Origin of the sequence: Schaalia dentiphila ATCC 17982, from assembly GCF_000154225.1 — a bacterium.
Taxonomy (GTDB): Bacteria; Actinomycetota; Actinomycetes; order Actinomycetales; family Actinomycetaceae; genus Pauljensenia; species Pauljensenia dentiphila.
Map to the genome: position 1 here is coordinate 285,085 of NZ_DS264586.1, position 19,257 is coordinate 304,341.

At 66.7% G+C, this 19,257-nt stretch carries 14 protein-coding genes; 3 read left to right on the top strand and 11 right to left on the bottom strand.

Annotated elements, in window-relative coordinates; all coding sequences use genetic code 11:
• Nucleotides 1–4: 4 nt before the first annotated feature.
• From ACTODO_RS01205 to ACTODO_RS01235, 7 genes are all read right to left on the bottom strand, one after another.
• A complete protein-coding gene (locus tag ACTODO_RS01205) occupies nt 5–1,285 on the bottom strand; it encodes an ABC transporter permease (RefSeq protein ID WP_034511783.1) in 1,281 nt (426 codons plus the stop codon).
• A complete protein-coding gene (locus ACTODO_RS01210; protein WP_003790448.1) occupies nt 1,272–2,411 on the bottom strand; it encodes an ABC transporter permease in 1,140 nt (379 codons plus the stop codon). The genes ACTODO_RS01205 and ACTODO_RS01210 overlap by 14 nt, the downstream gene beginning before the upstream one ends.
• Entirely contained in the window at nt 2,408–3,973 is a 1,566-nt protein-coding gene (locus ACTODO_RS01215) for an ABC transporter ATP-binding protein (protein ID WP_003790450.1), read from the bottom strand. Before ACTODO_RS01215 ends, ACTODO_RS01210 begins: the two co-directional genes overlap by 4 nt.
• 92 nt (nt 3,974–4,065) lie before the next feature.
• On the bottom strand, nt 4,066–5,160 hold the full coding sequence (locus ACTODO_RS01220) for a BMP family lipoprotein (RefSeq protein ID WP_003790451.1): 1,095 nt from the start codon (nt 5,158–5,160) through the stop codon (nt 4,066–4,068).
• 154 nt (nt 5,161–5,314) lie between these two features.
• A complete protein-coding gene (locus tag ACTODO_RS01225; RefSeq protein ID WP_003790454.1) occupies nt 5,315–7,594 on the bottom strand; it encodes a bifunctional metallophosphatase/5'-nucleotidase in 2,280 nt (759 codons plus the stop codon).
• A gap of 68 nt (nt 7,595–7,662) precedes the next feature.
• On the bottom strand, nt 7,663–10,068 hold the full coding sequence (locus ACTODO_RS01230; RefSeq protein WP_003790456.1) for an ExeM/NucH family extracellular endonuclease: 2,406 nt from the start codon (nt 10,066–10,068) through the stop codon (nt 7,663–7,665).
• A gap of 214 nt (nt 10,069–10,282) precedes the next feature.
• On the bottom strand, nt 10,283–11,407 hold the full coding sequence (locus tag ACTODO_RS01235; RefSeq protein ID WP_003790457.1) for a GuaB3 family IMP dehydrogenase-related protein: 1,125 nt from the start codon (nt 11,405–11,407) through the stop codon (nt 10,283–10,285).
• Between the two features lie 80 nt (nt 11,408–11,487).
• On the opposite strand from ACTODO_RS01235, the gene ACTODO_RS01240 reads away from it, so the two are divergent.
• Nucleotides 11,488–12,240, top strand: a complete 753-nt coding sequence (locus tag ACTODO_RS01240; RefSeq protein ID WP_003790459.1) for an exonuclease domain-containing protein — start codon at nt 11,488–11,490, stop codon at nt 12,238–12,240.
• Between the two features lie 692 nt (nt 12,241–12,932).
• Here the strand turns inward: ACTODO_RS01240 and ACTODO_RS01245 are convergent.
• The 4 genes from ACTODO_RS01245 to ACTODO_RS01260 all read right to left on the bottom strand — a co-directional run bounded on the left by ACTODO_RS01245 (nt 12,933) and on the right by ACTODO_RS01260 (nt 17,664).
• The gene (locus ACTODO_RS01245) at nt 12,933–13,622 is read right to left on the bottom strand and encodes a transaldolase family protein (protein ID WP_003790462.1); all 690 of its coding nucleotides are present in this window, start codon (nt 13,620–13,622) and stop codon (nt 12,933–12,935) included.
• Nucleotides 13,623–13,727: 105 nt separating this feature from the next.
• Nucleotides 13,728–15,251, bottom strand: a complete 1,524-nt coding sequence (gene guaB, locus ACTODO_RS01250) for an IMP dehydrogenase (protein WP_003790464.1) — start codon at nt 15,249–15,251, stop codon at nt 13,728–13,730.
• A 100-nt stretch (nt 15,252–15,351) separates the two neighbouring features.
• Nucleotides 15,352–16,626 (bottom strand): AGE family epimerase/isomerase, encoded by a 1,275-nt coding sequence (locus tag ACTODO_RS01255; RefSeq protein WP_003790466.1) that lies wholly within the window; start codon nt 16,624–16,626, stop codon nt 15,352–15,354.
• Nucleotides 16,627–16,743: 117 nt separating this feature from the next.
• The gene (locus ACTODO_RS01260; protein ID WP_003790468.1) at nt 16,744–17,664 is read right to left on the bottom strand and encodes a MerR family transcriptional regulator; all 921 of its coding nucleotides are present in this window, start codon (nt 17,662–17,664) and stop codon (nt 16,744–16,746) included.
• A 292-nt stretch (nt 17,665–17,956) separates the two neighbouring features.
• Here ACTODO_RS01260 and ACTODO_RS01265 point away from each other — a divergent pair, with 292 nt between their 5' ends.
• The gene (locus ACTODO_RS01265) at nt 17,957–18,253 is read left to right on the top strand and encodes a WhiB family transcriptional regulator (protein ID WP_003790481.1); all 297 of its coding nucleotides are present in this window, start codon (nt 17,957–17,959) and stop codon (nt 18,251–18,253) included.
• A gap of 90 nt (nt 18,254–18,343) precedes the next feature.
• A complete protein-coding gene (locus ACTODO_RS01270; protein ID WP_003790483.1) occupies nt 18,344–19,156 on the top strand; it encodes a DsbA family protein in 813 nt (270 codons plus the stop codon).
• Nucleotides 19,157–19,257 lie beyond the last annotated feature (101 nt).

The window sequence follows — 19,257 nt, forward strand, 5'->3', positions numbered from 1 at the left end:
GTTCTCACTTCACGTAGGGGATGTTCTCGGCGGCGGGCGCACGCGACTTACCGACGAATCCCGCGACGGCCACGATCGTGACCACGTAGGGGATCATCGAGACGAGGTCGGCGGGGATCGCGGGCTCGATGTTGGGCAGCATGCGGGCCAGGGCCTGCGCGAAGCCGAACATGACGGCCGCACCCATAGCTCCCAGCGGGTTCCACTTGCCCAGGATCATGGCGGCCAGGGCGATGTAGCCGTTGCCCGCAGAAATATTGTCCGTGAAGGCCAGGCCGGAACCGATCGTGAAGAACGCACCACCCAGGCCGGCGAAGGACGACCCCAGGATCGTGTTGAGTGTGCGCGTACGCCCCACGTTGATGCCGACCGTGTCGGCGGCGCGCGGGTGCTCACCGCAGGCCCTCAGCCGCAGGCCCCACCGGGAGCGGAACAGGAAGAAGGCCAAGGCGATGACGGCCGCGTACATCAAGTACACGAGGATCGACTGGTTGAACAGGACCGGGCCGACGATCGGGATCTCTGACAGGACGGGAATCTTGATGTCGGACAGCGAGAACTGGTTGGTGTTCAGGCTTCCGGGAGCGTCCTTCATGATCGTGCCGTAGAAGAACGTCGTCAGGCCCAGGGCCAGGACATTCAGGACAACGCCGACGATGATCTGATCCACCCCGTACTTCACGGAGAAGAGGGCCAGGAGGGATCCCAGGAAGGCACCCGCGAGGGGAGCCACGACGAGGCCCGCGTAGGGGGTCTGGAAGTACGAGGCCGCCATGACGCCCGCGAAGGCGCCGACCAAGAGATCGCCCTCAATCGCGATGTTGACGACGCCCACACGCTCCGAGATAACACCCGAGAGCGAGCCGAAGATCAGCGGCGTCGAGATCGCCACGGTGGACACCAGGGTAGAGGTCAGCGTGACGACGCCCGAGGACCCGGAGCCCGCGTAGAACAGGAATCCCAGGATCGTGGACAGCCCGACGAGCACCATGCCGCCGACGCGTGCCCACTCGGGCTGGGTGATGCGCCGCAGCGTCGCCGCGACCGTCCACAGGGTGATGGCGATCGACACCGCGGCGAGCACCCACACGATGGGCGCGCCCGCGGTGACGATGTCGGGAATTGAGTATGACTGCGACTTGTCGTTCAGGCGCAGGGTCATGTCGCCACGAGCAGTGGCCGCGAAGACCACGAGCAGCACGCAGGCTGCCACGTAGATGCCGGGAAGCTTCCAGGAGGGCTTGGCCTCGACCTGAGTGACCATGCCGGACTCACTTGTGCTCATCGGCGTTCCCCTTTCGCGTGTTAGCCGCGAGCGCGCGGACATCGGGCAGACGGAACAGCCACCGCACGAGCGCGGGCGCTGCGATCAGCAGGACGATCACCGACTGCAGGATGAGGATCATGTCGATCGGCACGCCCTTAGCCTGCATCGTGTAACCGCCCGCCTTGAAGGCACCGAAGAGGAGTCCCGCGCCGAAGGTTCCCCACGTCTTGTTGCGGCCCAGGAGGGCCACCGTGATCGCATCGAAGCCGATCGAACCGGCCACGTCACGCGAGACGTACCCGATGGTCCCCAATGCCTCGTTCGCGCCAGCCAGGCCAAGAAACGCGCCCGAGAGGACCATCGTGATCGCCGTGATGCGCTCGACCGAAATGCCGGCGGTACGGGCCGCGGCAGCGTTCGCGCCGACCGCTCGGATCTGGAATCCCAGCGTCGAGCGTTCGATCAGCCACCAGAAGAAGGCGAGGGCAACCAGGGCGACGATGAAGCCGACGTGCAGCTTGAAGGGCGCGGGCAGCAGGCGCGTCAGAGCCGCGCTCTCCGCGACCTTCGGCGTCACCGGCTGATTCGAGCCGGGCACCTGCCATGCCTTCTGCGCCAGGACATATCCCAGGCCCAGCGTCGCAATCGAGTTGAGCATGATCGTCACGATCACCTCGTTCGCGCCCGTCTTTGCCTTCAAGACACCCGCGATGCCGGCGTAGAGGCCACCCGCAATCACCGCGACGAGGAGGGCCACCAGCGTGTGCAGGACCGGTGGCAGGCTCACCGCGAAGCCCACCCACACAGCCGCGAGCGCTCCGACGATGATCTGGCCCTTGCCGCCAATGTTGAACAGACCCGCTCGGAAGCCGAGCGCCAAGCCCAGGCCCGAGATGATCAGCGGGATCGAATAGAACAGGGAGTCGGTCAGTGGCTTGATCATGCGAACAACGTTCGCCGCGTTCGGATCCACGATGGAGCCGCGGAACATCGCATAGTAGGCATCCACCACGGACGCCCCCGACAGCGCGATGAGAATCGCTCCAATCGCGAAGGCGATGAGGACGGCCAGCACCGACACGAACCACTGGGAGCCAAAGACCCGGGTCGCGATGCCCAGCCCGTTACTCGTACGTGCGCTCATTGTTCCTCCTGCCTTGGTGCCCCGGATTCCTGAGCCGATCCCGAGGAGTCGGCCACGGCCTCGTCCAGGGGGACGCCGGCCATCATGAGGCCGAGGACGTCGCGGCCCGTGTCCGCAGGGACGATGCCGACGATGCGGCCGCGGTACATGACGGCAATGCGGTCGGCCAGTGAGACAACCTCGTCAAGCTCCGAGGAGATGAGCAGGACCGCGCAGCCCTGGTCCCGCACATCCACGATCCTGCGATGAATGAACTCGATCGAGCCGACATCGACGCCGCGCGTCGGCTGATTGGCGACCAGCAGTGTCAGGTCACGCGACATCTCACGGGCCACGACGACCTTCTGCTGATTGCCGCCCGACAGAGAGGAGACTGGGTCCTCGATCGACGTCAGACGGATGTCGTATTCCGTCTCCTTCTCGCGGGCGTTGCGCGCGATTGCGCCGCGCTTGAGGGAACCCGCAGCCGAGAAGGAGGAGGAGCGGAACTGGTCGAGCACCAGGTTGTCCGCGATCGAAAACGAGGCGATGATGCCGTCCGTCGAACGGTCCTCGGGGATGAAACCGACTCCCGCGTCCAGGGACTCGCGAGGCCTCGCGCGGGTAATGTCCGCGTCCTCGAGCCGGATCACACCGCTGTCGGGGGTGCGCAGGCCCAGGATCACCTCGGCGAGCTCAGTCTGGCCGTTCCCCTGTACGCCGGCGACCGCCAGAATCTCTCCCTGACGAACGTCGAAAGACACGTGGTCGAGGAGGGGAACGCCCCCCGAGCCGAGCAGGGACACATCCTCGAAGGCCAGGCCGCCGCCAGCGGGACGCGCGGGTTCCTTCTCCACGCGCATGAGCACCTCGCGCCCAACCATCTGCGTGGCCAGCGAGGCCTCGGAATCGCTCGGGGACGCGTGCCCCACAACCCGACCGCGGCGAATGACCGTGATCTCGTCGGCGACCACGCGCACCTCGCGCAGCTTGTGGGTGATGAACACGATCGAGGTCCCAGCATCGGCGAGCTGACGCATGATCGTCATCAGCTCGTCCGTTTCCTGCGGGGTGAGCACCGCGGTTGGTTCATCGAGAATGAGGACCTTTGCCCGGCGCGACAGGGCCTTGACGATCTCCACGCGCTGTTGGGCGCCCACCGGCAGATCCTCAATGAGGGCGTCGGGGTCCAGGTCGAAGCCGAAACGCGCCGAGACCTCACGCACCGTCTGGCGGGCGCGCTCGCGACTGATAATCCCGGCAGGGCCGGTCGGCTCGAAGCCCAGTGCGATCGACTCGGCGACCGTGAAGACGGGGATGAGCATGAAGTGCTGGTGCACCATGCCGATGCCCGCCGCGACCGCGTCGCCGGGGCCCTTGAACGTCACGGGCTCGCCGTCGATGAGGATCTGCCCCTCGTCGGGGGCATGCATCCCGTACAGGACGTTCATGAGCGTGGACTTGCCCGCGCCATTCTCTCCCAGCAGGGCGTGAATATGCCCCTCCTCGATCGTTAAGTCAATCGAGTCGTTGGCGATGAGGGGACCAAACCTCTTCGTGATCCCCCGCAACTCTAATTTCATACCTTCGACCTTCCCCAGCAGGTGGGCGCACCCCGCCCCGATGCTCGTGTAGGGCTGGCAGCGTCACCGCCACCAGCCCCACACGCGTCGCATCACTTCGGGGCGTTCTGCGATTCGATGACGAGCTTGCCGGACTTGATGTCGTCCGTGAGCTTGGTCAGGTCCGCCTTGAGTTCCGCGGACACCTTGTCGTCGAAATCGTGGAACGGGGCGATCGAGACACCGCCGTTGGCCAGCGTGCCCACGTACGGGGTCGAGCTGAACTTGCCGTTCACCGAGTCCTGGATCGCCTGCTCGACAGAGGCACCGATCTCCTTCATGACCGAGGTCAGCACGATCGAGGAGTAGTCGGGGTTGGCCTCGTACCAGTCGGAGTCAACGCCGATGATCCAGGTGTTTCCATCCGCCTTGGCGGCAGCCGCAGCGCCCAGGCCGACCGGGCCCGCGACGGGCATGATGATGTCCGCGCCCTGGGAGATGAACTGCTGCGCCTGCTCCTTGCCGAGCGTCTGATCGTCGAAGGACTGCGTGAAGGAGCCGTTCTGCGTGGCCTTGTCCCAGCCGAGCAGCTGCACGTTCGTGCCCTTGGCCTTGTTGTATGCCGCGACGCCGTCAGCGAAGCCATCCATGAACACCGTCACCGAGGGGATCTGGATACCGCCGAAGGTGGCGACCTTGCCGGTCTTGGTCATGCCCGCGGCCACGTAGCCTGCCAGGTAGGCGGCCTCAGCGGTGTTGAACAGCAGCGGACGCGCGTTGTCCAGCGTCACCGTGTTGTTGTTACCGTCGTTGAAGCTGGAGTCGATGAGGGCGTAGTGCACGTCCTTGTTCTCGTCGGCGGAGGTGTGGACGGCCTTCTCCAGGTTGAATCCGACGCCGATGATCAGGTTGCAGCCGTCGGAGACCATGGACTCAACGTTCGGGTTGAAGTCCGCGTCCGAGTTGGACTCGGCCGTGTTGATCTGGATTCCGAGGCTCGTCTGGGAGGCCTTGAGGCCCTCGTAAGCGGACTCGTTGAAGGACTTGTCGTCCCAGCCGCCGGCGTCAGAGACCGCGCAGGCCTTGAACGAGGTGGCATCCTTCGCCCCGCCGGACTGGCTGGTGGCGGTTCCTCCGCCGCCGCCACAGCCGGCCAAGGCGAGCGTTGCAACTCCCGCAGCGGCGAGGAGCTTCGTGAGGTGCTTCATGAGTGTTTTCCTCCGTTGATGTGGATTCTTCCTTGATCCGGTGGCGGCGTGGGCCGCGGATCGTGTCCACGCAGCCGATGCGCGAACATTTGTCATGATCGACTTTTACGTCTGATCCGAGTCTCCCGCGCCGCCACCGGCGTGTCAAGAACAACTAGTTCTCACTTTGGTAACGATTCGCACGTCGACGAGCGAGAACCCCCGCGCCGCCGATCGCGGCGATGGCCGCCGCGCCGAGCAGCGCCTCGGCGTAGGCACCGGTGCGGGCCAGCCCGCCCCGCTTAGCACTCGGGCTGGGCGAGGCGGAGGGCGTCGGAGCACTCGGCGTCGCGTCACCACCGGCGTCGGGGGTCGGGGACGGCTGGGCGGCACTGTCTCCGGCGCAGGTCACGGGGATCGTGAGGCCATCCCCGGCCTCGACGACCGTCGCGAAGTCGGTGGCGACCGTGACAGGGACGTTCACGACCTCGCCGGCCGCCTTGCCCTCGCAGGCACCCACGACCGTCACGTCCACGCTCGCCTGTCCCGCGCCATCCGTCGTGATGACCGAGGCGGCGTCGGAGGCGTGCGCGTCCACGAGGGAGTTGTCGACCTCGGCCACGGCCTGCGCTCCCCCGGCGCTCACGCGCACTTTCGAGGTGATGGAGGGCCCCTCGGAGAAGGACAGGCCGCGCAGCGGAATCGTCACCGTCGAGCCGTCGGCCACCGCTTCGGTGGGCAGGGTCAGGCCGATGGAGGACTTGGCCTCGCGCGGGCTCAGCCCTCCCTCAGCCTGGACCGAACGGGCCCGGCCTCCCGAGTGCGCGCCCAGATAGGCGTTGAAGGAATCGCGGTCCAGGTTGCCGTTCGTCGTGGCAGCTCCCCCGCGGGTCAGGGCCTCGAAGGAGTCGCCACCCTCCAGCAGGAAGGACACGGAGCCGACCGTGTACGTCGCGTCGGCCTTCAGCGGCTCACCGTTGATCGTCACCGACGTGATGCGCTGGCCATAGGGTTTGGCTGGGTCGTAGGTGTATCGCACGTTCGAGGAGAGGCCCAGCTTGAGCATCGGCCTGGAGTTCTGTGAGTTCAGGTCCGTCTTCCACTGCTGCTCGAGCGCGTCCTTGACGTCCGATCCCTTCAGGGTGACGTATCCCAGCTCATCGGAGAAAGGCATGACCTCATACGTCTGCGCGTAGGTGATCGTGCCGTCCTCGTTCGGCACCAGGTCGGCACGCAGGCCGCCCGCCATGATCATGCCGATGTCAACGCTCTTTCCATCCGGGGTCAGGATCGTTTCGCGCAGGGAATCCGCCACCAGGTCGCCCAGGGAGGATTCGATGCCTCGGTTCGATCCGGGGTCCGTGGCCCCCTCGGGCGTCGTAAAGACGCCGCGCCTGAAGGCCTCTGTGTAGCCCGTAGCGACGACGCGCTTCCCGGCTTCCTTCGAGTCGGACTCAGCTTGGTCGACGATCGCCTGGGTGTCGGGGTCCGAGCCGCACTGGGCAACCTCTGCGGCCGGAATGAGGATCGAGTCAGCACTCGTGACCTGACGCGTCACGGGATCGATCGTCAGACGGATGAGTCCCAGATTGTCCGTGTATGAGCCCGACGCGATACCCGCCAGCAGGGGGTTGGCCGAGTCGAAACGCTCGTGGGAGTTGACGTGGTCGAACTCGTAGGGCACGTGCGTATCCCCGCCCATCAGACCGTCGACGTCCTTGCCGACCTTCGTGTAGTTGTTCTTCACGTCGTCGTCGAGCATCGCAATGACGACGTCGGCCTTCCCACTGCCCTTGAGCTCGGCTGCCAGGTCATTGATGCGCTTGATGGGGTCCGTGAAGGTCAGGCCGGCCGTCGTTCCAGGACTGAGTTTGTAGGGAACGTCCTGAGCGATCGCGCCGATAAAAGCTACCTTCATGCCCGACGGTGACGTCCACAGCTTGTAGTCCCCGAGGTAGGGCGTGCCGTCCCCGTAGGTACCCATGCCCTCGATGTTGGCTCCCAGGTACGGGAAGGTGGCCTGCACGAACTCGCTCGGGTTGGAGCCGTCTACGCGCTGCTTGAAGACAGCCTGCCCCATGTCCAGCTCGTGGTTGCCGATCGTCGAGGCCAGCGGATCCATCGTGTTGAGGGCCGCGATGGTCGGGTTGTCCTTCAGCGCGCCGGAGATGTAGGGGGACGCGCCGATATTGTCGCCCAGCAGAGTGAACGAGGAATTGGGGTTCGTCGCGCGTGCCTTCTTCAGGTAGCAGTTCATCGCGGGCAGCCCCGCCTCGCGCACTGTGCCCTTCTTGGCGACCTGCTGGATGTGTCCGTGCACGTCCGTGAGGTTGTAGAGGTCCAGGGTGATCGGCGCGTCGGCACCTGGCGGAGCCGCGAGCGCGGCAGCCGGCAGGGAGGCCAGGGTCAGGGCGGCCGCCGAAGCGAGGGCGAGGCGTGTCCATGGTCTGCGCATGGGTGTGTTCCTTTCATCGGTGCGGTGTCGGTGCCGCATCCTGGGTGGTGGGTTTGACGTGCCCGGTGTCAGCCGCGGCGACGGGTACGGCGCGAGAGAACCATAAGTCCACCTCCCGCCGCGGCGAGGATGATCCCGAGGCCGATCGCCCGGTCGGTGTCCGAGCCGGTGCGCGGAAGGCCGCCCACCGTCGCGGCGCGCGTGTGCGTCTTTCGGGACGAGGCCGGGGCCGCCCTCGAGGGAGCCGGCGCGGGGGACGCGGACGGGTCTGCGGAGGGTTCAGCGCTCGGTGAGGGGGACGCACTGGGCGATGTTGTCGGCGCGGCGGAAGGCTCGGCGCTCGGCATCGGGGCCGGGGTGTGCCCACCGAGGAGGGTGAGTCCGATGATCTCGGGGTTGTGGTCCGAGGAGCGGTAGGGGTTGTCGGCCTCGACGGCCAGGTGGGCGTTCATACCGGCCCTCGAGTATTCGAAGGCGATGGACTCCTGAGCGTTGATGGCCCAGCTGGTGACCCCCGCGAGGAGCGGCTTCGCGGCCGCGTTGGCGAAGACATGATCGAGGGATCCGGAGCGTCCCGCGTAGACGTAGGAGGCCTCGCCCGCGCCGGAGACGCGCTCCCATCCCGCGGCCTCGAGGGCCTTGATCGGGTCCTCCTGCGAGTAGGAGTTGAAGTCACCCACGAGCAGGGTCGGCTTGTCCGCAAATCGGGCGGCGAAGGAGGCCAAGGCGCCCGCCTGGGCGACACGGATCGCATTCGCGTTTCCTTGCCCATCCCCGCTATCAACGTTTCCGGCAGGAGCGCCCTCGGGCACGGATCCCTTCGACTTGAAGTGGTTGGCTACGACGACGAAGGAGGCGGGCGCGGATCTCTCCCCCGCGACCCGCGCGAACTCTTGGGCGAGGGGCTGTCGCGCCAGTCCCGTGAATGCCGGGTCGTCGTGGATCAGCGAGGGGCCGACGGGAGCCACGGTCGCGGGCTTGTAGATGAAGGCGACGCGGATGACGTCCTCGGCCTCGGGAACTGCCTGGGGCGAAGGCACGTACGCCCACGTTCCCGCGCCCGCGTCCTTGTTGAGTGCCTCGACGAGGCGGGCGAGGGACGCGTCGCGGTCCGTCCCCACGCCCACGGCGACAGGGTTTTCAATCTCTTCGAGGGCAACCACATCGGCACCCAACGCATTGATCGCGGCAACAATCTTCGCCTCCTGGTTCGCAAAGGCCTCGCGCGAGAACGCGCCGCGCACCTTGCACTTCTTGGCCGTCACGAAGGCACCCGTACGGTCCGGGTAACCCGAGCAACCGGACTCGTCAACTCCCAGGTCTGAGAAGTAGTTGAGAACGTTGAACGTAGCCACGCGGGTGTCCCCGCCGACCGTGGGGACACCCGGCCTGTTCCCCGTGATGGTCACGGGGCTGCGATCGGGGTGTGCGGCGACCATCGCGGTCGGCTGGAAGACGGTGGTCCCGTGTCGGGTTTCGAGAACGACGGGAGCGTCGAAGGCGACGTGGTAGCCGACGCGGGCCGGTGCCCCGTTCGCCAGGTAAGCGTAGGCCACCTCGGTGGCGGCCCCCTTCAGCAGGTTCGTATTGGTGCCGTCGTCGAGCGCGATCGCGCGGGCCGCGTTGGCGGCCTCGTAGTCACGGGCGGCCTGCCCGGGAGCCACCACGTCCGTGGCCGAGCGCAGCGGGCTCTCACCCGGGGTGAGGGTCAGGGTGCCGTATTGGTTCGTCTGGTAGTTGTCGGTAATGGTCCACGTGCCCTGGGGTGCGAGGAGCATGGATTCGTAAGCCTCGGCCTCGCTCGGCGAGGGCACCTGAGTGAGCGGGGTGGGGGTCGGTGCTGCACAGCCTTCCACCGTATTCACGACGGTCGCGGCCAGCTGGGTGAGGCTCTGGGGGTTGCCCTTCGCACTCGTCGCGGGGAACTCACCGACCATGCCGGTGACGCGCACGCAGGTGCCCGGGGCCGGGATCTCGCCTTTCTTGCCCGCGTAGACGAAGAGGCCGTCGGAGCGTGTGCGCCCCGGCTCCCACGCGCCGCCCGATCCGGGGGTCTGGATCGTGTAGCCGTCCAAGGTCGCACCCAGCCCGGATTCAGAGGCCGGGTACGCGGCCGTCACGACGCCGAGAGTCGTGACTGTGGCCCCCGCCATCGCGGAATCGTCTCCCTCGCCCACTGCCTGGATATCGGGGATCGGCGTATCGACGAGGCCGGGGCCGGTCTCGCCCGATTGCGCGGATCCCTCGGGGAGGGAAGTCTCCGCCGGCTGCGTCGGTTGAACAGGCTGCGCAGCGGCCGACTGGGGTTGCGCCGCATCAGCCTGCGACACTCCCGGCCATCCCGACTGCGTTACCTGACCGGACTGCGCGGAATCCGACCGGTGCGCATCGACCGCCCACGACGCGGGTACAAGCCCCGCCGCGGACAGCGCAAGCGCGCCGAACACAGCTAGTGTTCGTGTCCCGTACCTCATCGGGATATCCTCTCAACCTCGCCTCACCGTGAGGGGCCGACGAGCCCCGTACCGTAGGCGTCTTTACCAACGGCAACACGAGTTATAACAAGTGTAACGTCGTGCGCATACGTGCGGAAGCGATTGAGAACATTCCCTGAAATACAAGCCTTCGTCGGGAGCACACACACGAGCGCACGGCCGCCCCGGCCTCGTCACGCTCAGTGAGCGCGAGTCAGGACGCCGAGTACGGGGAGACGACCACCTGGGCGCGCTGGAGGTCCTTGACCTCCGAATATCCCGTCGAGGCCATAGTCCGCTTGAGGGCGCCCACGAAGTTCAGGGAGCCGTCGGCGCGCGTCGAGGGGCCGTAGAGGATCTGCTCGAGCGTGCCCGTCGTGCCAACGTGGACGCGCTGGCCACGCGGCATGTCCGGGTGGGTCGCCTCCGACCCCCAGTGCCAGCCGCGTCCCGGAGCCTCCTCCGCGCGGGCGATGGCGGCACCGAGCATAACGGCATCCGCGCCGCACGCGATCGCGCGCGACAGGTCGCCGCTGCGACCAATGCCGCCGTCGGCGATGACGTGCACGTAGCGGCCGCCGGACTCGTCCATGTAGTCGCGCCTGGCAGCGGCCACGTCCGCAATCGCGGTCGCCATGGGCGCGTGCACGCCCAGGGACTGGCGCGTCGAGTGGGCCGCTCCCCCACCAAAGCCGACGAGGACGCCCGCCGCGCCCGTTCGCATCAGGTGCAGGGCCGCCGTATCCGTGCAGACGCCGCCCACGATGACAGGGACGTCCAGCTCGTAGATGAAGCGCTTGAGGTTGAGGGGCTCGCGGCGCGAGGACACGTGCTCGGCAGACACGGTCGAGCCGCGAATGATGAACAGGTCGACGCCCGCGTCCACGACCGCGCGCCAGTACTTCTGCACGCGCTGGGGCGAGAGCTTGCCGGCGACGACCACGCCGGCCTCGCGCAGCTGCTTGAGACGCGCGGTGATCAGCGAGGGCTTGATCGGCTCGGAGTAGACACGCTGAAGGGTCGCGATCGACTCCTCTTCACCCAGGTGAGCGATGCGGTCGAGGATCGGCGTGGGGTCCTCGTAGCGGGTCCACAGGCCGTCCAGGTCGAGCACGCCGATGCCACCGAGACGACCGAAAGCAATCGCGGTCTCCGGGCTCATCACCGAGTCCATCGGGGCGGCCATCAGGGGGATATCGACGTGGTAGGCGTCGATCTGCCAGCCAACGTTGACATCCTCGGGATCACGGGTGCGCCGCGAGGGCACGAGGGCGATATCGTCCAGCGTGTAGGCGCGGCGTCCGCGCTTGCCACGACCGATTTCCACTTCGTCGCTCATGACCCGATTCTACTGCCTCCGGGACGCAGATGTGCCCACCCTCTGCCACACTGGAGTCACCGGCAAGGCTAGGAGCAATCATGAGCTGGATCGACGACCCGTGGATGGGTTTTGACACCGAGACGACGGGCGTACGCGCACTCAAGGACCGCCTCGTCACCGGCGCGCTGGTGCTGCGCATCGACGGCGCGTCCTACCGCAGCGGCGTCAGCGCCCCCGACCAGGTGGCCACGTGGCTGACCGACCCGGGCGTCGAGATCCCCGAGCAGGCCACGGCCGTCCACGGCATCACGACCGAGCAGGCACGACGCGATGGCCGCCCCATCGAGGAGGTTCTGCACGAACTGGCGGGCTCCATCGTCGAGCACTGGCTGCGCGGCTACCCGGTCGTCGCCTTCAACGCCACCTACGACATCACGCTGGTCAACCAGGAGCTGCGCCGCCACCGCCTGGGTTCCTTCGAGGAACGCCTGGAGGGCGCGCCGATGCTGATCGTCGACCCATTGGTGTTGGACCGTAAGCTCGACCGCTTCCGCAAGGGCAAGAAGACGCTGACGGAGATGGCGCCCGTCTACGGGGCGGTCGCCTCCCCCGACGCTCACACGGCCGAGGTCGATGTCGCCATGACGCTCGACGTGCTCGCCGGCATGGTGGACAAGTACCCGCAGCTGGCGTCCATGAGCGCCCTGGAGCTCATGGACTACCAGCTCCAGGCTCACCAGGATTGGGCCGAGGACTTCGAGAAGTACCTGCGTAAGCAGGGCAAGGACGCGAACATCGACCGCGAATGGCCCCAGATCACGCCGCAAGGCCGCGGCGACGACCAGGAGTAAGAACGCAACGAGCGGGGGTCGGCGGGTGCCGGCCCCCGTTTTCGTTGTGCCTGAGGTGTCGTCCGTGCGGCGCATGTACGAGCTGCGCGGAGCGTGCATGTACGAACTGCGTGGAGGGCGCCGACGGGTCCATAGCGGAATCACCGCACCTGGCCAGATAAAAGTCGCACATAATTTCCCACGGTCATTTTTCGAGCACCATCCAAAACGTTGCAATTCCAACGATGCGAATTCAAGGTTTGAAACAGCCGCAGGGGAATTACGTGCGATATTGTCGGGGAACTATCCCCATGCCCTCCACAGGACCAAACGAAGGGGCATGCACCAGCTAGGGAGCATTACACCAGTTAGGGAGCATTGCACCACCTCCGAACTGGTGTAATACCCGGCTAAGTGGTGTAACACCACTTAGCAACAAGCATAAATGCGGCACACATCCAGATAACAGAGCCGCATCATCGCGTCCGTGCGCGAGGTGCTTAACACGCGCCACGCGCCACCAGTGTGGAGGGCGCCGGCGGGGCCGCGGGGCCTGGCCGGGCTTCGAGCCAACGCGCCGGGCGAAGCTCGTGGCGCGGACGGCGAGCGGGCGGGCGGGCCCGACGGCGCCCGGAACACCGGTGGCGCAGCAGCAATGCGAGTATGGAAGAGGCCCAGAGGTGGAACACCACCCCCGGGCCTCTACACAAGACTCATTTTTCCTTGATGAGGTCCAGCCACGTGCGGCGCTCGCCCACGAGGAAGCCGAAGTCGCGGTTCTGGTCCGCGATGGCGGCGTCGGTCGCGGGGTTCTTGATGAGCGCGGCCAGCACGTCGGGGGCGGCAGTGATGGCGCCCACGCCCTGGCGGACCAGCTCGAGGACCTGCTCGGAGTTCTTGAAGGACGCGGCCAGGACGTCGGCCTTCAGGTCGTAGGAGCGCAGGGTGCGGTGGATTTCGGAGGCGACGCGCACGCCGTCAATGCCGTAGTTGTCCATACGGTTGACGTAGGGGGCGACGTAGCGGGCGCCAGCCTTGGCGGCCATGAAGCCCTGCATCGAGGAGTGAATACCCGTTGCGGTCACCTGCATGCCTTCACGCACGATGCGCGGGATAGCAGCAAAGCCCTCGCGCGTGACGGGGAGCTTGATGAAGAGGTTGCCGCCGATTTCGCCGCGCAGAGCGCGGGCCTCGGCGACCATGTCGTCGGCGCGCTGGGAGACGATCTGGACGTGCAGCTGGGCGCCGTCGGGCAGGAGCTGCTTGATGGCGTGGAGAACCTCGAGAGGCTCCTTACCTTCGCGGTACAGGATCGTCGGGTTGGTCGTCACGCCGTCGATGGGCAGGTATTCCAGGGTCTTGGCGATGGAATCGACGTTCGCATGATCGATGAGGATGAGCATGTGAGCAGCTCCTTTGCGCTGTTGTGAGTTTTCGCACCCCTAGGATAGCGCGGGCGGGAGCAGCCCACCGACTGCTCCCGCCCGCAACGAACGCTCGATCTGCGATTACCTCGCCGAAGAGGAGTGGTAGTTCGGCGCTTCCGTCGTCATCTGCACGTCGTGCGGGTGCGACTCGCGCAGGCCCGCACTGGTGATACGCACGAAGCGGCCGTTGGCCTTGACCTGGGAGATCGTCGAGGCACCCAGGTAGAACATGGTCTGGTGCAGGCCGCCGACGAGCTGGTAGATGACCTGGGCGAGGGAGCCGGTGTAGGGCACCTGGCCCTCGATGCCCTCGGGGACGATCTTGTCGTCGGAGGTGACGTCGGCCTGGAAGTAGCGATCCTTGGAGTAGGACTTACGCCCGCGCGAGCTCATCGCGCCGAGCGAGCCCATGCCGCGATAGCGCTTGAACTGCTTGCCGTTGGTGAACACGACCTCGCCCGGGGACTCCTCGCAGCCGGCCAGCAGGGAGCCGAGCATGACGGTGTCGGCGCCGGCCACGAGGGCCTTGCCGATGTCGCCCGAGTACTGCAAGCCGCCGTCCGCGATGAGCGGGACTCCGGCGGGGCCACAGGCCTTGGCGGCCAGGTGGATCGCGGTGATCTGGGGGACGCCGACGCCGGCGACGACGCGGGTCGTGCAGATCGAGCCGGGGCCCACGCCGACCTTGACGGCGTCGACGCCCGCGTCGATGAGCGCCTGGGCACCCTCGGTCGTGGCGACGTTACCGCCGATGATGTCAATGCCCTCAAACGTCGGATCGTCCTTAATGCGGCGGATCATGTCGAGAGCGAGCTGGGCGCCACCGTTCGCGGTATCGACGACGAGGACGTCCACGCCGGCCTCGGCCAGGGCGGTGGCGCGCTCCCAGGTGTCGCCCCAGTAGCCGACGGCCGCGCCGACGACGAGGCGGCCGCGCGAGTCCTTGGTGGCGTTGGGGTATTGCTCGGTCTTAACGAAGTCCTTGACGGTGATGAGGCCGGTCAGGTGGTCGTTGTCGTCGACGATGGGCAGCTTTTCGACGCGGTGCTCGGCCAGCAGGTGCTTGGCGTGTTCGCGGGAGATGCCGACCTGGCCGACGACCAGCTGGTCGCGCGGGGTCATGCAGTCGCGCACGCGCAGGGTGGCCCACTCGTCCTGGGGGACGAAGCGCAGGTCGCGGTTCGTGATAATGCCCAGGAGGGTACCGTCCTCGTTCACGACGGGCAGGCCGGAGACGCGGTAGTGGCCGCACAGGCTGTCGAGTTCGTCGATGGTGGCGTCGGGGCCGACGGTCACCGGGTCCTCAACCATGCCGGATTCGCTGCGCTTGACCTGGCGGACCTGCGCGGCCTGTTCCTCGATGGAGAGGTTGCGGTGAAGGATGCCAATGCCGCCCTGGCGGGCCATGGCGATGGCCATGCGCGCCTCGGTGACGGTGTCCATAGCGGCGGACAGGAGCGGGATGCGCAGCGAAATGTTCTTCGTCAGGCGACTGCTCGTGTCAACGGATGAAGGAACGACGTCCGTGAGCTCGGGTAGGAGCAGGACGTCGTCGTAGGTGAGGCCGGTCAGGCCGAAAGGATCATGTGTAGCGAGTTCTCCCATAGGCCAATTGTAGGCGGTCGGTGGCGCTTTCGCGTAGTCGCTTCCACGCACGCCTCGCAGCCGGGTATCGGGGGACGAGGCCGGGGACCGTCAGCAATCGTCAGGAGGATGCGCTCTGGCTGGCCTGAGAGGCGTAGCGGGCTGCGGTCGCTCCGGTGGCTGTGAGATGGATCGGGGCGGCGCCTCGTGCCAGCATGCGGGCGGCGGTGAGGGCGTCGGGGCGCCCCTCCCACACAAGCATGGAGACGGAGCCGTCGGGGGCGACCTCATGGATCCAACGGCCCATGCCGGCGCGCGCGTGGGAGTCGGCCCAAGCGATGGCGCGGGCGTAGTCGACGGCGAGGTCCTCGGAGCGCGAGGAGTCCACGACCTCGGCAAGGACGCGGGCGGCGCTGGCAGCCTCGCACACGACCCAGTGCATGCGTTGCGGGGCGGCGACACTGCCGGTGGGATCGAGGGTGTAGACGATGCCGCCCACACCCTCGGTGGTCCATCCGTCGGCGAGGGCGCGGTCGTAGAGCGCGGTCGCGGTGTCGATCATCCATGGGCCGGGTGTTTCGCCCATGTGGGTGAGGATCGCGTAGGTCTGCCCGATGAGGCGGGCGGCCTTGAATCCGAGGCCGGGGAGCGTCTCTCCGGGTCGGATGAGCTCAACGGGAGCCTGATCGCAGGAGGCGGGCAGGGGGCGCCATTCCTCGTCGTAGAGGTCGGGCAGGGCGAAGGCGCAGCGCGCGGCGATCTCTCCGACGAGGCGCAGGATCGAGCGCGCGCGGTCGAACCAGACGCGCTCCCCCGTCGCTTCCCAGGCGGCCAGGTAGGCCTGGGCGGTGTCGAGGTTGGTGGAGAGTCGACGCAGGGGCGAACGAGCGCCGGTCGCGGCATCAATCTCTTCGCGCACGGCTCCGGCGCACGCGTCCCACCAGCGTTGATCCTGGTCCGCTTCGAGGTCGGCGAGCAGGCCACGCGCCTCCTCGTGCCCGACCATGGCAGCAGCGGCGGCCGCACCGATCATCGCGGACTGTGCACGCTGGGACAAGACCGCGCGAGGAACGGGGGTGGCGCTGTTCTCTGAGGTGGGCACAACCTCGGCGTACCAGGAGCCATTCGGAGCGCGCAGGGGACCTGCGAGGGCGGCCAGGCCGTGGTCGACGAGGTGCGCGGCACCCTCAATGCCTCGCATCTGCGCGAGGGCAAAGACGTGGGTCATCCGGGCGCTGATGCGCGCGTCGAGGGGACGCCCGAGGTCGACCTGACCATCGGCGCGCAGGAAGGCGAAACCGACCCGCGCCTTCGACCGGGAAGCAAAGGCGACGAGCGCGCCAAAATCGGCGTCAAAAGCGCGGCGCAGATCTTCGTTGTTCCAGGGGGCGTTCATGACTGTTCTCCTGCCGGTACGTGCCTTCACGGTATCACCTGTCCAGGCACCGCGGGTGAACGTGGGGGCCGCGTGCGCGCAGTTGAGGGCGCAATTGCGCGCGAGCCGTCAAAGGCGTCAGGAGCGACCGACGAGCTCCAGGTCGGCCTGGGGCGCGAGGAGGGCGAGGGCCTCCTCGACGCAGGCACTGATGGTGCGCACGCGCTGCACCTGTGGCGAGAGGATCTCGGGGGCGTCCGCTCCCACCATGATCGTGGGAACCCCGTATCGTGCGACGAGGTTTGCCACCGTTTGCGCGCATTCGGGACCGCATCCGAGGACGACGGTGAGCGCGGGGACGCCTCCGCGCACATACTCGCGGAAGCGTTCGGTGGTGCTGACACCGCCGTAGTTTTCGCTGGAGAGCATGCGCACGTCGCAGCCGTACCAGGCCAGAGCGACGCCGATGACCTGGGCGGCGGTCTCGTGGAGCGAGTCGGAGATGATCGCGACGCGGTCCCCTCCGACGAGGGAGCGGGCGGGGCGGGACTGATAGACGGAGCGGCACACGCGCTGGAAGGCGTTGACCAGCATGAGGGCGGGCGCACTGCCGATGGGTTCGCCACTCGGAGCAGAGCGCAGAGATTTGAGGGTGGGTTCGACGAATCGCGACCACGTATGGACGAGGCCATGGCTGGCGACGGCCGCCTCGATCACTTCTTCGAGGCGTTGGTAGTCGTCGGAGAGGGCAACGGAGCGCAGCTGGGCGGCGTTCGCCGGGCCTCGACGAGGCAGAAGTGTGCTTTCTGCGAGGGCCCGCTTGGCGGCCTCGGCGGCGGACATGCCGGCACGCACGTGGTGGATCATGGCGCGCAGACGGTCAACGTCCTCGGGCTGGTAACGACGTCGCTCACCGGCTTCACGCTGCGCGGGGCCGAGGCCGTAGCGTCGTTCCCAGGTGCGCAGGGTGGAGGGGGATACTCCCAGTTCATCGGACACCGAGGACATGGTGCGGGAGCGGTCGGCGTGCGCCGATTGCGCCAGTATGGCTCGTGGCATGTCCGCTCCCTCCGGTCCTTGTCCGTGCCCTGCTCTGATTCTTGCGTGTTCGCAGCGCGCACGCCACAGGAAGGGATATGACACCCACATCCAAGTTGTTCAAAAAGTTATTCACAATCTGTTCACACTGCACACCATACGTTTCTCCACGTTTTCACAGTACGGGCACACTCAATCTGAGAACTGGCTCATAATTCGAGAAAGATCCTTGAATAACTACCGCACAAGTGTCTATTCTTGCCGACATCGTGTGCCGAAAATGTCGGCACGACAGACATGAAGGAGGCACCCAATGACTGACGTCTCCCGTCTGCCCGGACCCATGATCGACGCGTGGGAATGGCAGTACGAAGCGGCGTGCCGAGACCTGGACACCGAGCTGTTCTTCCACCCCGAGGGTGAGCGCGGCTCCACGCGCCGACGCCGTGCAGCAAACGCTAAGGCAATCTGCGCGACCTGCCCGGTTATCGAGCAGTGCCGGTCTTACGCTCTGGCCGCTCAGGAGCCTTACGGCATCTGGGGTGGAATGACTGAAGAAGAACGACGCGAAGAGATCCGCTCCTCTGGACGCGGTCGCCGCGTCTCCTAACGCGCATCCATTTTTCCGGTGCGGCATCGCCACCGCGATGCCGCACCATTTTACTGCCCGACACAACGCCCATCCTCTCCGGGAGCTCGCATGACCAGCAACGACACCAAGGCCTCGCAGAAAAAGGCCGAGGATACCTCCACCAACCTGTACAAGACCCTGTTCTTCGTCACCGCACCGATCACTGCGGCCCTCGCGGGGGCGTGCGTGTGGATGGGTGTTCAGCTCCCCTCCACCTCTCCGGCGAGCCAGGCAACCCCGGCGGCCACGCCGACCGCGGCCGCGCAGATACCGCAGAACACGGAGACGGCGGCCCCCAGCCAGACGAACCCGAACAACCTGGAGATCATGAAGTCGTTCGTGCGTCACCAGGAGAACGACACTCAGGCGAAGGGCGACATTAACGCTCCCGTGACGATGGTTCTTTTCTCTGACTTTGCGTGCCCCTACTGCACGAAGTACGCCCAGGACATCGACCCCGCACTGGCCGACCTCGTCGAGGATGGCACCCTGCGCGTGGAGTGGTACGACCTGGCCCAGATCACCGAGACCTCTCCCCTGGCAGCCCAGGCGGGCATCGCTGCGGGCGAGCAGGGTAAGTTCTGGGAGTTCCACGACGTGGTATACGCGGCGGCCGACGCGACCGGTCACCCCCAGTACTCCGAGCAGGCCCTCGTTGACTTTGCAGCCAAGGCGGGTGTGCCCGACCTGGACAAGTTCCGCGAGACGATGCTCTCCGACCACACCGCTACCACGGTGAAGGCGGCCAAGGAGCGGGCTCACCAGGCCGGCATCACCGGCACCCCCGCCATGTTCATTAATAAGGCGTACGTCAGCGGCTACCGCGACGCCGCCTACATCCGCAACACAATCCTCGACCAGGCGGCACAGTCCGCGTCCTAACGCGAGGCCCCGCGCCGCAAGGATGCTCGGCGCGGGAGACACGAACACAAGGGGCGGCCCGGAAGGATTCCTTCCGGGCCGCCCCTGTAGCGTTCAGTGTG